Origin of the sequence: Mucilaginibacter sp. (genome assembly GCF_965277465.1) — a bacterium.
GTDB lineage: Bacteria > Bacteroidota > Bacteroidia > Sphingobacteriales > Sphingobacteriaceae > Mucilaginibacter.
The window spans coordinates 1,201,637-1,213,440 of the sequence record NZ_CBDICW010000002.1 but is presented as its reverse complement, the minus strand read 5'-3'; the positions used below and the strand labels follow the sequence as shown (position 1 = coordinate 1,213,440).

Below are 11,804 nucleotides of genomic sequence, written 5' to 3'. Positions count from 1 at the left end.
TGAATAGTAAATGCTTATTTCCCTATAATTAAACATGGCATAGAGTTTGACTTGTTTTCAGTACCCTAATAATTTCTTAAAAACTGTTGAGTAATTTTATGACTGAAAACTTGAAGAAAAAGACCAACAAGTCTGTTGGTAAAAACATCAGGACTCTACGCCACCAGCGCGGTTGGAGCCAGGAAGATGTTGCAAACCGTTTAGGGATCTCAATTCCGGCCTTTTCAAAAATTGAAACAGGTGTTACCGACATCAATTTATCACGCCTTGAGCAGATAGCAAATATCTATGAGGTTAACGTGATCAATTTATTAGCGCTTGATGCCGAAGAGATGGAGCCGCAAATATCAAACTTAACTATCGCCCAAAAGAAAATCATTGACCGCGAAGCTGAAATTGCCAATTTGCAACGTAAAGTTATTTTACTTTATGAAGAATTGCGCAATAAAGTGCCATCAATGGCTTAATATTAAATTATGTTCAATATAAATGACACTCCTGTCTAAACATTAAGGCGTTTAGGCATTGGGGTGTTATTTGCCCATTTTTTTTAATTATATATTATCCCTCCTAATTATACTTAAAAAGCATTTTTCTTTACATTTATTGGTCCTTTGGATTAGAAATTGCAAAACAGATAGCGTACAAAACTATCTGCAATGTCAAACTATCTTATATCTATTTCAAAAGGCGAAGCTGTAAATGACGGTACCATTCATGACCCCAACAGTAAATTGAAGGTTAAAGCAATTGATATGGTAAAATCGAAATTTATCCCAAGTAAGGGTGAGGTAAGATTTTTTGTAACCGCCGGTAAGGAAACACTCGCATTTGAAACAAAAGGCTACAAGAAGCATCGCGAGCTGTTAATCCTGCACATGATCTCCTGGTATTGCATCTATCTGGGTTTAATTGAGGCGCAGATTCATACCAACTGGCCGCTGGCTATATAACACTTTATTAAAATATGGGGTTAAAACTGGTTTTATACTTCTGATCGTACCGGATCATGAAGCATATCGCTCATTTCAATTATTTTATCATCAATTTCTCCAACACATTTATTCATCATTCTAATACATTCGGCCTCATCAACAAGCCCTTCTTTTTCAAGGTTCATTAAACCTTTAAGTGTAGCAATGGGGCCGCGTATCTGGTGCGACAGGTATGAAGAATAATCAGAAAGCTTCCTGTTTTTCACCTGGAGATCCTTGGTTCTTTCGTCAATGATCTCTTCTAAGTGATGATTAATACGGTCAAGGTTATCCTTTTGCCTTGAAACTTCGGCATTAAGATTAGTAAGCTGTACATTGGTTTTTGCCTTGCGTTTCACATTGCTTACCAGTAAACCTACTAAAACAAGCAAAAGGCCTGCAACAATTGTTACGGCCCAAAATCTTACCCGGTCATACTGCTGGCGCTGAATAATCAGCTGGTTCTCCCTGTCTTTGGCTTCCTGTTTGTGTTTAACATCCAGTAATCCTAATTGCGATGAAACGTTTGTTTTAAAGGTTGAGCTATCCTGCCTGTATATATCGCGCAGATAAATTAAAGCCTGCTGATAGTTTTTGCGTTTAAGTTCCAGCTCATAATTTGTGTAGTTAAAATCGTGCTCCAGTTTCTGGTCTTTAACAATGCGGGCATAGTTTAAACCTTCGGATACTATTTGCTGGGCATCATCAAATTTATTTTGAACTATGTATAAGGAGGCCAATGTAAGATCAATACTGGCAACGGGTTCGTTAAGGTCACGTTCCTTAGCCTGCTGGTTAGCGGCCGTTAAAAGCTGCTGGGCTTTATCAAGCTGGTTAAGTTTAAAATAAATAACCCCCCTGTTTTGCAAAATACGGATCAGGTTGGTTGAATCTTTTAATTCGGTAAATATCTCCTTGCTTTTATCATAATAGCTTAGGGCCTGGTAATAACTCATTTTGCGGTAATTTACATTACCCAGGTTAAGGTACAAGGAAGCGATAAGCTCTTTATTAGCAAGCTTTTTGGCAATATCTAATGATTTCTGGTAAAACTCTAATGATTGATCATAATCATTATCCAGGTAAAGGTTACCTATATTGTTGTAAACCTTAGCCTCGTCTTTTAAACTATTTGTTTTTGAGAATGCTGCAAGTGCATTTAAATAATCGTCAATGGCGGTTTCAGGACGGTTTAAATAATAATTTCCAATACCTTTTACACGGTAAGCCTCGCCAATGCCATTTGAATACCCCATTTTTTGGGCCAGGGCAAGTGCACGGGTTGCTCCAATTACTGTTTGCGCCGGATTAGTTAACCTGGTTAAATATGCATCAGCATTCAGCTTCTTAACTTCCGCGGTATCCTGATCAATAGCCTCATCTCTCCCGTATAATTTTACTGAGAACAAAAGCGATACAACGTATATAAATATGAAAAATCTCTTCATCAGAACACTATTACGTTCATTTGCATGGAAAGTTATAGATTTATTATAATATACCTTAATATAAGGTTAAAATGGCTTATTAAATTATTTTATAATTTATTTTGTCAGTTAAAAAACTATACTATATTTGTGTCTGATAAATTATTGACAACCAGTAAGTTAATATTCAAGTGATTTTATTGTTCAATCGGCAGCTATGGCTAGCTGATTTTCGTTGCTCTAAACTGAAGGAACACTAAATAACTACAATTAACTTTCCGGTAAAAATTAACAAATACATAACAATAACGATAGGTTTTTAATTTAACTTATCGTTACATTTACAATTAATTTTAATCAATATGAAAAAATTTATCGCCATTGCTGTAGTTATTTACACTATAGCGGTAGTTTCATCAACTACTTTTCAAAATGATGTAAAGCTTACTAACGGCCTTAACACGTCCTTATACGTAAGTAATATTAAAAAAGATATAGGTAGCGCTGATTAATTTTATTAACGTTTTTTAATTAAACAACATGAAAAAAATACTTATAACAGCGGTAATAATTTGCTCAACAGTTATAGCGTTTCCGGGCATAAAACACCAAAACGCGCAGAATTTGAAAAATCTGACTATACAATCGTCATTGCTCGACAACAGAAAAGATGTTGGCAGCGCCGATTAAGGAATAAATTATTAGTTAAGCATATACTACTTGAATATATAACAATGAAAAAAATATTATTAATAGCCGCAGTAATTTCAGGGATGGGCCTATTAGCATCATGCAGTAAACAAACAGACTTAAAAATCTCTACTGCCTTTTATGCAAGCCCTGCATCAGCTAAAAAAGATATTGGTAGTGCCGACTAATTATTAAAAAATAATAAACAACAAACAATTGATAACACATACACAACATATAATACTTACACAACAACATCATGAAAAAATTAATCTTCTCTTCAATTATCATATTAAATTCAGTTGCATTTTTATCATCTGCACAAACTATCCGTTCAAAAGCCCTTACACCATCTTACACAGTTAGCATCAATGACAAAAAAGACATTGGTACTGCTGACCTGAATGACAAAAAAGACATCGGTACTGCTGACCTGAATGATAAGAAAGACATTGGCACTGCTGACCTGAACGATAAGAAAGATATTGGTACTGCTGATTTGAACGATAAGAAAGATATTGGTACTGCTGACCTTAATGATAAGAAAGATATTGGCACTGCTGACTTAAATGACAAGAAAGATATTGGTACTGCTGACCTTAATGATAAGAAAGATATTGGCACTGCTGACTTAAATGACAAGAAAGATATTGGTACTGCTGACCTGAATGACAAGAAAGATATTGGCACTGCTGACTTAAATGACAAGAAAGATATTGGTACTGCTGATTTGAACGACAAGAAAGATATTGGCACTGCTGACTTAAATGATAAAAAAGATATTGGTACTGCTGACTTGAACGATAAGAAAGATATTGGTACTGCTGATTTGAACGATAAGAAAGATATTGGTACTGCTGACCTTAATGATAAGAAAGATATTGGCACTGCTGACTTAAATGACAAGAAAGATATTGGTACTGCTGACCTTAATGATAAGAAAGATATTGGCACTGCTGACTTAAATGACAAGAAAGATATTGGTACTGCTGACCTGAATGACAAGAAAGATATTGGCACTGCTGACTTAAATGACAAGAAAGATATTGGTACTGCTGATTTGAACGACAAGAAAGATATTGGCACTGCTGACTTAAATGATAAAAAAGATATTGGTACTGCTGACTTAAACGATAAGAAAGACATCGGTACTGCTGACTTAAACGATAAGAAAGACATCGGTACTGCTGACCTGAATGACAAAAAAGACATCGGTACTGCTGATCTGAACGACAAAAAAGACATTGGTACTGCTGACCTGAATGATAAGAAAGATATCGGTACTGCTGACCTGAATGATAAGAAAGATATCGGTACTGCTGACCTGAATGACAAAAAAGATATCGGTACTGCTGATTTGAACTAATCTTATTTCATAGTAATCCTTTTAAAATACTTTAAAGCCTGGGCATTGTCCGGGCTTTTTGTTTATGGGACCTTGTATTCTTCCATCTCCCGAAACAAACTCTATATTTGCTTCAAATTGATAAATATGCAGCTTATAAAAGAGTATGTTGAGCAGCACAAACAACGTCTGTTAGATGAATTGTTTGATCTGCTGCGTTTCCCATCAGTTAGTGCTGATCCAAAATACAAACCAGAAGTACTAAAAACTGCCGAATTTGTAGCCGATAAGCTTCGCAGCGCAGGTGCCGACAATGTAGAAGTTTGCCAAACTGCCGGATACCCTATTGTATATGGCGAAAAAATAATTGACGCATCAAAACCTACCGTTTTGGTATATGGCCATTATGATGTGCAACCACCCGATCCTTTAGAACTTTGGAAAACCCCACCCTTTGAACCCACCATTCGCGATGGTAAAATATATGCCCGTGGCGCATGTGACGATAAAGGTCAGTTTTATATGCACATAAAGGCATTTGAACTGATGATGCAAACCAATAGCCTGCCCTGCAACATCAAATTTATGATTGAGGGCGAAGAAGAGGTAGGATCAAACAACCTGGGCATATTTGTAAAACAAAACAAAATTCGCCTGAAGGCTGATGTGGTGCTTATATCTGATACCTCCATGATCAGCATGGAAAACCCATCACTCGAAACCGGTCTGCGTGGTTTATCATATCTTGAGGTTGAAGTGGTTGGACCAAATCGCGATCTGCACTCAGGTGTATATGGTGGCGCCGTGGCTAACCCTGCCACCATACTGGCAAAAATGATAGCCTCTATGCATGATGAGAATAACCACATTACCATCCCCGGTTTTTACAATAAGGTGGTTGATTTGACCGATGCGGAACGCAAGGCCTTGAACAACGCCCCTTACGATGAAACGGAATACAAAAAAGATCTGGATGTTGCCGAGCTTTGGGGCGAAAAAGGTTATACCACCTTTGAGCGTACCGGCACCCGCCCTACCCTTGAGGTAAATGGCATTTGGGGCGGCTATATTGGCGAAGGCGCTAAGACCGTACTGCCATCAAAAGCATTTGCCAAAATATCAATGAGGCTGGTTCCCAATCAAACATCCGAAGAAATAACTAAACTGTTTACTGATCATTTTGAAAGCATAGCACCAAAATCTGTTAAGGTTAAGGTAACCCCGCATCATGGTGGCGAACCTGCTGTTACCCCTACCGACAGTATTGCCTACAAAGCGGCGCAAATGGCCATTTCCGAATCGTTCGGTAAAGAAGCTATACCAACCCGTGGTGGTGGCAGTATCCCTATTGTAGCATTGTTTGAAGCCGAATTAGGCCTTAAAACCGTATTAATGGGTTTCGGGCTTGATAGTGATGCACTGCATTCGCCAAATGAGAAGTATGATATTTTTAATTATTATAAGGGGATAGAAACCATACCGCTTTTCCATAAACACTTTACAGCACTATCGGCCAGCAAGGCTGAGTAATTGTTTAGCATTCTATAAAAAAGGTCATTCCGCGGAATGGCCTTTTTTTGTTTTTAGCGGCCGCAGGCCGGGGAGATATTTTTCACTCGCCTGAAAGCAACCGACTGTCAGATTGCCAGTCAAAAATTATAGCTAATTTTACGCCCTCAAAACATCTGCAATTGCGATACTTTTTTCACATAGCTTATCATGGTACCCGTTACAGCGGCTGGCAAAAACATCCCGGATTTTTAAACGTGCAGCAGGTATTGGAAACTGCGCTTGGCAAGCTATTAAAAACAACTATTACCATTAATGGCTGTGGCCGTACGGATGCACATGTGCATGCCAGCCAGTTTTTTTTTCATACTGATATTGAAAATGAATGGGATTTCGACCTGTTTTTTCGCCTCAATAAAGTACTGCCTGATGATATAGCCATTTTTGATATTATCCCGATGCAAGGCCTCCCCCATGCAAGATTTGATGCTGTACAGCGCACTTACGATTATTTTATCCATACTTATAAGGATCCATTCTTAAGTCGTTTCAGTTCGCTTTATGCTGAGCCAGAATTGGATGTAGCTAAAATGAGTGCTGCCGTAGCCCTGTTACCCCAATACAGCGATTACAGGGGTTTCTGTAAAAGCCCCGATAAGAATGACCATACCATTTGCAATGTTTCATCAGCAGGTTTATTTACTGATGGCAGCGGCGATAAGTTAAGGTTTCAGATAACGGCTAACCGTTTTTTAAGCAGGATGGTCAGAATAATAGTTGGGCGCCTGCTTGAGATTGGCCGCGGCACTATGAGCGTTGATGAGTTTGAGTATTACCTTATCAATAAACAAACGCCAAAGATCATTATTCCGGCGCATCCGCAAGGGCTTTACCTGTCAAAAGTAACCTATCCATACCTCAATCTGCCGGTGGCAACAAGCTTTTCTGATAGCCTCCAGCGCATCACAACAGCCACCTGGCAGCCTGTATAGTTCTATTTTATAAGCAATTGCACTAATTATCTGAAACTTAGCTGTAAAATGGGTAATTTTGCCCTCCCTTAAAATATTTATAATAAACGGATGGCGTGGTCAGAAAAATTAAAGCTTAATAAACAGTTAATACGATCGTTAACAGATGCGGGATATCATTCTCCAAAAGATATGCAGCAAAAAACATTATCCCGCATTTTTGGCGGGCAGGATGTTATTGCCGTTGGGCCCGAAGGCAGCGGTAAAACTGCTACCTATGTTATAGCTGTTTCAAACCGTTTAAAATACTCATCAGAGGGTGTACCGCGTGTATTGATATTGGTGGCCGATAAAGAACGTGTGCTGGAAGTGATTGAACGTTTTGAGCTACTTAATAAAAATAAGCCGGTATTAATTGTTGGCCTGTACGCTGCACCGGGTATTGAAACCCAGATGAATGCCTTAGCCGACGGTGCCGATATTGTGGTTGCAACACCCGACAGGGCCCGCGCCATTTATTTAAAGCTTGGCCTTAACCTTAACAAGGTTGAACTTTTTATTGTTGACGATGCTGAACTGATTGTTAAACAAGGCTTGCAACTACCGGTTGTGGAGCTTGCCAACAGTATTGGCAAAGCCCAGCGCCTGGTTTTTACCGAGGTATTGCATGATAAGCTTGATAAAATGATCGATCCGTTTATGGGGTCGGCAACAATTGTGGAGGTTGAAGAACTTACAGAAACCAGTATTGATACCTATCCGCAGATGTTATACCATGTACCTAATTTTGGTACAAAACTAAACCTGCTTAATTTATTTATGCAGGATGATGAGATGTTTACCAAAACCATAGTTTTTGTAAATACCCGCCAAACAGCCGAAAAAATTTACAGAACGTTACAAAACCGTCAAAAAACTTCGGTAGCGTTGCTAAACTCATGGTCGGTTGAGTTTAATAACCTTGCGGCTATTGAAGATTTTAAACTATCGGCACAGGCAAAAGTATTGATAATGGTGAATGGTGAAAGTGAAGCGGCAGATATTACAGGCGTCCCTTTCATTATCCACTTTGAGCTGCCTGAAGAAAAAGAAACTTTTATTGAGCGCATAACCTACAGCTCGAGTGAAAATGCAGAAGATACCCTGGCTATAACCTTTACTACCGATATAGAGCTTACAATGGTAAAGCGGATTGAGCAGGCTATAGGTAAAAAACTCCCTATTGAAGAACTGCCCGAAAACCTGGTAATTGATAAAGATAAAAAGGCTATTGAAGCCGAAGAGAAAAAGCCGGCTAAAAACAAAGTAGTTGCTCCAATAGTCGGCGAAGCATTTCATCAAAAAAAGCCCGAAAACTCTAAAACCTATAACTACAGTTCAGGACAGAAGGCCAAGATGAACAATAAAAAGAAACACGGATAAGGGAAAGGCTAAAGCTAAAAGGCGAAGGATAAAAGGTTAAGAGTGAAAGTTCAGCAATCCTTTTTTTAATCAATTGCGCTATAAATTGATGGGGTGCTTACATACAGGTCTTCAACCTTTTTTCGGGCCCATTCGGTTTTGCGTAAAAACTTCAGGCTCGATTTAATGCTTGGTTCGGATATAAAACAATTGATACGGATGCGTTCGCCCAATTCAGGCCAGCCATAATGAGCAACCAGGCCATTGAGTACCATTTCTAAAGTTTTACCGTGAAGAGGATCTTTGGATTGTTGCATATACGGCAAATTTACAAAATATAAGAAATACAGTTGTGTATAGGAGGCACAATACTTTGTGCCTCCTATACATCATTACTTTTCTGATGGATTCTTCTTTTGGTCTAATAATTTTTCAACCAGCTTAACAAGGCGTTCCTGCTTGGTACTCTCCTGCTTTGCAGATAAGATCCATATAACATATTCCTTTTTATTACTGTAGGATAATGACTCATAAAAAGCCATTGCATTTGGCGATTGCGCCAATACGGCCTGCATAGCTTCCGGCAAACTGATCAGCTTATTATCTACATCAATATAATTGGCATATTCGTTTTGCTTTATGGCATCGTTGCGGCTGTCTGATAGTTTCGATAATCCTTTTGGTTTGATACGCAATGCGGTCCAGAAATGATCAATGGATATTGCGGCAACAACCTGCAACCCATATTTATCCAGGCTATCCCAATTACCCATTATTTGCAGATCAGAATTACTGCCCGAACTTTTTTTAGGATAAGTGATCCAAAAAATAGTATCCGGCTTTAATACCCGGGCTATCATACCTAAGCTGGTACTCAATTCATCACGGTTTATCACAAATAATTGTATCCCATCGTGCTCATCTTCAATATAAAAGTCGGTAGTTACGCCCTCGGGTAAAGGTTCTAAGGCAGCCAGGTAATTATCAGGCGCACTATAAAAAAGCCAGCGTTTGCCGGGTTTGATCTGTAGTTTTTTTGCAATTATGCTCATTGTTTGGTTTATTAAAGTTTAGGCAGACAAAACTCACGAAATTTACAACAATAATAATAAGTTTGCAGCTATCCGCCTGAAACAAAGTGCTGATTTAAATTATCTTTTATCGCACGCTTCAGCATCAACAAATACCAATGAAATACAGTGATATTGACGGCCGTAAAAAGGCATTTATTTTCGAGCTGGATAATGTGCTTTATCCGGAAAAGGACTACCTGTACCAGGTTTATTACCTGTTTGCAAGCTTAATGGAATATACCGAATTACTGAGCAGCCATCAAATTACAGAACTGTTGGTTAAAGCACATAACGAGGATGGTAAAGAACTTGCATTTGACCGCCTGAAAGAAAAGCTCCATATTGATGAACGATTCAGGCACAACCTGCAGCATCTTTTACAAACAGCCAAGCTGCCCTTAAAACTACTGCTTTATAAAAACATGCTCGATCTACTGCAAGAGATCGTTATAGACCGGAAAAAGATATTCATTGTTACTAACGGCAACCCGGAACAGCAGCTTAACAAAATAAAACAAACCGAATGGCACGGGCTCGAGCAATATTTAATTGCCTATTTTGCTGACGAAAGCACCCCCAAACCTGAAACAAATGTTATTGAACTGTTAATGAAAGAACACGATTTACAAAGAAGAGATTTGGTAATGATAGGCGGCACCGATACCGACCAGCTTTGCGCAGGATCAATAGGAATTGATTATTTGAATGTAACCGATTTTTTATAGCTTCGGACAATAACATACCAGCCGATATTTCGTTTAATAATCTATTCAGCAGCTATTTAAAACCCCATTATATGAAAAAAATATTTTACTTATCGCTTATACTTTTAACGGGCATATTTGCTGCTTGTAAAAAAGACAAAAAGACCAATACCAACGTTGCCACTAAAAACGGCACCACGCTGGATTTAATAAAGGATTCGGTTTACCTTTATACTAAGGAAGATTACCTGTGGTTTGATCAGTTGCCATCATACGCAACGTTTAACCCGCGGGCATTTACTGCATCAACAGATTTTTTGGCATTATCGAAAGAGATGGATGCCTTATCGCAATATGCCATTAACCCAAATACGGGTAAACCTTACGAATATGTGAGCTACAGCCCCGGTCAGGCCAAATATTCATTTGTTGATGACGGAACCGAAACATCTGCCTTAAACGGTGTAAAAGGCGATTTTGGTTTTGATTACAACTACCAGGGAGTTAATGATATCCGTATTGAGTATGTTTACCCTGGATCACCTGCGGCAAACGCGGGCCTTACACGTGGCTGCCAAATTACCAGCGTAAATAATAACTCTAACATATCATACGACGGCTCCGGATACGGAACGGGTTCCAATGCGCATAATAACCTGGTTTATAATGCCATTTTTAATGCCAGCACATTAACCATGACGGTTACAAAGCTTAATGGCACCAGCGCCAATGTTACCATCTCTACCGCATCATATACTGTAAACCCGGTATTAAAGGATACGGTACTTGATTTGGGCAGCGGCCACAAATTAGGCTATATTGTTTTCAACAGCTTTACATCTGATGATAATGCAGACTCAAAATTGGATGCAGCCTTTACCAGTTTTTCAACTGCCGGTGTAACTGATGTTGCTGTGGATCTGCGTTATAATGGTGGTGGTTATGTTTCAACTGCCGAATATTTGGATAACCTGATTGTACCTGCATCGGGCAATAATTCATTAATGTACAGCACAACTTACAACAGTACTTTAACAAGCGGTAAAGATGTACTGTTGAAAAACCAGGTTTACAGCGATTCAAACGGTTTATACACCCTTGCTGATGTAATTAGCCAGTTAGTTGCCAACAACACCGTAAACTTTGTTAAAAAAGGAAACTTAGCTGCCAACAGGGTATTTTTTATTGTAACCGGTGGTACAGCTTCGGCAAGTGAATTAACCATCAATAACCTGCGCCCCAAAATGGATGTACAGTTAGTGGGTGATACTACCTACGGAAAACCTGTTGGCTTTTTCGGCCTAAATATCAACAAATATGTAATGTATACACCTGAGTTTGCTACCGTAAACTCTGCCAACCAAGGTGGTTATTTTGCAGGGATGACACCAGGAACAGGTGGTTATAACGGCTATGAAGTTTATGATGATTATACCAAAGATTTTGGCGACCCAAGCGAAGTATTGCTGAGCCATGTTATAAACTACATACAAAAAAGCACTTACAGCACATCAACCAAAGTTGTTCAAAACCTGGTTGAAAGTAACCAGCCGCTTGCTTTGCAGCATTCAAATGCCAAAACATTCAGGGCTACAAAGCCACATTTTAACGGCATGGTATTTAACAAAAGGGTTACGGCCAATACAATTCATAAAAAATAACAAACGCCAAAATATTAAATGTGAAAGGTTGAAGTTTATACAGCTTCAA

Annotated in this window: 14 protein-coding genes; 11 read left to right on the top strand and 3 right to left on the bottom strand. The window is 38.8% G+C overall.

Translation table 11 applies throughout. The features are described 5' to 3' along the window. The first annotated feature begins 98 nt into the window (after positions 1-98). Both ACQY4U_RS17785 and ACQY4U_RS17780 read left to right on the top strand, forming a co-directional pair. A complete protein-coding gene (locus ACQY4U_RS17785; RefSeq protein ID WP_428330798.1) occupies positions 99-467 on the top strand; it encodes a helix-turn-helix domain-containing protein in 369 nt (122 codons plus the stop codon). A 192-nt stretch (positions 468-659) separates the two neighbouring features. Beyond that, positions 660-953 carry a hypothetical protein gene (locus ACQY4U_RS17780; RefSeq protein WP_428330797.1) on the top strand — a complete coding sequence of 98 codons (294 nt, stop codon included), beginning with the start codon at positions 660-662 and terminating at the stop codon, positions 951-953. Positions 954-985: 32 nt separating this feature from the next. On the opposite strand, the gene ACQY4U_RS17775 is transcribed toward ACQY4U_RS17780, so the two are convergent. Further along, positions 986-2,422: a tetratricopeptide repeat protein gene (locus ACQY4U_RS17775; protein WP_428330796.1), complete on the bottom strand. Its 1,437-nt coding sequence runs from the start codon at positions 2,420-2,422 to the stop codon at positions 986-988. Between the two features lie 341 nt (positions 2,423-2,763). Here ACQY4U_RS17775 and ACQY4U_RS17770 point away from each other — a divergent pair, with 341 nt between their 5' ends. From ACQY4U_RS17770 to ACQY4U_RS17740, 7 genes are all read left to right on the top strand, one after another. Further along, positions 2,764-2,913, top strand: a complete 150-nt coding sequence (locus ACQY4U_RS17770; RefSeq protein ID WP_428330795.1) for a hypothetical protein — start codon at positions 2,764-2,766, stop codon at positions 2,911-2,913. Positions 2,914-2,941: 28 nt separating this feature from the next. Further along, the gene (locus ACQY4U_RS17765; RefSeq protein ID WP_428330794.1) at positions 2,942-3,091 is read left to right on the top strand and encodes a hypothetical protein; all 150 of its coding nucleotides are present in this window, start codon (positions 2,942-2,944) and stop codon (positions 3,089-3,091) included. A 44-nt stretch (positions 3,092-3,135) separates the two neighbouring features. Further along, positions 3,136-3,279 carry a hypothetical protein gene (locus ACQY4U_RS17760; protein ID WP_428330793.1) on the top strand — a complete coding sequence of 48 codons (144 nt, stop codon included), beginning with the start codon at positions 3,136-3,138 and terminating at the stop codon, positions 3,277-3,279. Between the two features lie 71 nt (positions 3,280-3,350). Beyond that, positions 3,351-4,457, top strand: coding sequence for a hypothetical protein (locus ACQY4U_RS17755; protein WP_428330792.1), 1,107 nt, complete (start codon positions 3,351-3,353; stop codon positions 4,455-4,457). Positions 4,458-4,583: 126 nt separating this feature from the next. Further along, entirely contained in the window at positions 4,584-5,966 is a 1,383-nt protein-coding gene (locus tag ACQY4U_RS17750) for a dipeptidase (RefSeq protein ID WP_428330791.1), read from the top strand. Between the two features lie 161 nt (positions 5,967-6,127). Continuing rightward, positions 6,128-6,937: a tRNA pseudouridine synthase A gene (locus tag ACQY4U_RS17745; RefSeq protein ID WP_428330790.1), complete on the top strand. Its 810-nt coding sequence runs from the start codon at positions 6,128-6,130 to the stop codon at positions 6,935-6,937. A 90-nt stretch (positions 6,938-7,027) separates the two neighbouring features. Continuing rightward, positions 7,028-8,338 carry a DEAD/DEAH box helicase gene (locus ACQY4U_RS17740; RefSeq protein WP_428330789.1) on the top strand — a complete coding sequence of 437 codons (1,311 nt, stop codon included), beginning with the start codon at positions 7,028-7,030 and terminating at the stop codon, positions 8,336-8,338. 65 nt (positions 8,339-8,403) lie between these two features. Here ACQY4U_RS17740 and ACQY4U_RS17735 read toward each other — a convergent pair whose 3' ends face one another. Together ACQY4U_RS17735 and ACQY4U_RS17730 are read right to left on the bottom strand one after the other, a co-directional pair. Continuing rightward, entirely contained in the window at positions 8,404-8,634 is a 231-nt protein-coding gene (locus ACQY4U_RS17735; protein ID WP_428330788.1) for a VF530 family DNA-binding protein, read from the bottom strand. 75 nt (positions 8,635-8,709) lie between these two features. Next, positions 8,710-9,369 carry a YdeI/OmpD-associated family protein gene (locus tag ACQY4U_RS17730; protein ID WP_428330787.1) on the bottom strand — a complete coding sequence of 220 codons (660 nt, stop codon included), beginning with the start codon at positions 9,367-9,369 and terminating at the stop codon, positions 8,710-8,712. Between the two features lie 137 nt (positions 9,370-9,506). On the opposite strand from ACQY4U_RS17730, the gene ACQY4U_RS17725 reads away from it, so the two are divergent. Next, complete coding sequence (locus ACQY4U_RS17725) at positions 9,507-10,115, top strand: HAD hydrolase-like protein (protein ID WP_428330786.1); 609 nt, start codon at positions 9,507-9,509, stop codon at positions 10,113-10,115. A 71-nt stretch (positions 10,116-10,186) separates the two neighbouring features. Then, a complete protein-coding gene (locus ACQY4U_RS17720) occupies positions 10,187-11,755 on the top strand; it encodes a S41 family peptidase (protein WP_428330785.1) in 1,569 nt (522 codons plus the stop codon). Positions 11,756-11,804: the final 49 nt, after the last annotated feature.

Excerpts from the sequence above, each read along its gene's own strand:
- ACQY4U_RS17785 (WP_428330798.1), top strand. The coding sequence starts at position 99 with ATGACTGAAAACTTGAAGAAAAAGACCAACAAGTCTGTTGGTAAAAAC.
- ACQY4U_RS17750 (WP_428330791.1), top strand. The coding sequence starts at position 4,584 with ATGCAGCTTATAAAAGAGTATGTTGAGCAGCACAAACAACGTCTGTTA.
- ACQY4U_RS17730 (WP_428330787.1), bottom strand. The coding sequence starts at position 9,369 with ATGAGCATAATTGCAAAAAAACTACAGATCAAACCCGGCAAACGCTGG.
- ACQY4U_RS17740 (WP_428330789.1), top strand. The coding sequence starts at position 7,028 with ATGGCGTGGTCAGAAAAATTAAAGCTTAATAAACAGTTAATACGATCG.
- ACQY4U_RS17760 (WP_428330793.1), top strand. The coding sequence starts at position 3,136 with ATGAAAAAAATATTATTAATAGCCGCAGTAATTTCAGGGATGGGCCTA.
- ACQY4U_RS17725 (WP_428330786.1), top strand. The coding sequence starts at position 9,507 with ATGAAATACAGTGATATTGACGGCCGTAAAAAGGCATTTATTTTCGAG.
- ACQY4U_RS17735 (WP_428330788.1), bottom strand. The coding sequence starts at position 8,634 with ATGCAACAATCCAAAGATCCTCTTCACGGTAAAACTTTAGAAATGGTA.
- ACQY4U_RS17780 (WP_428330797.1), top strand. The coding sequence starts at position 660 with ATGTCAAACTATCTTATATCTATTTCAAAAGGCGAAGCTGTAAATGAC.
- ACQY4U_RS17720 (WP_428330785.1), top strand. The coding sequence starts at position 10,187 with ATGAAAAAAATATTTTACTTATCGCTTATACTTTTAACGGGCATATTT.
- ACQY4U_RS17755 (WP_428330792.1), top strand. The coding sequence starts at position 3,351 with ATGAAAAAATTAATCTTCTCTTCAATTATCATATTAAATTCAGTTGCA.
- ACQY4U_RS17775 (WP_428330796.1), bottom strand. The coding sequence starts at position 2,422 with ATGAAGAGATTTTTCATATTTATATACGTTGTATCGCTTTTGTTCTCA.
- ACQY4U_RS17765 (WP_428330794.1), top strand. The coding sequence starts at position 2,942 with ATGAAAAAAATACTTATAACAGCGGTAATAATTTGCTCAACAGTTATA.
- ACQY4U_RS17770 (WP_428330795.1), top strand. The coding sequence starts at position 2,764 with ATGAAAAAATTTATCGCCATTGCTGTAGTTATTTACACTATAGCGGTA.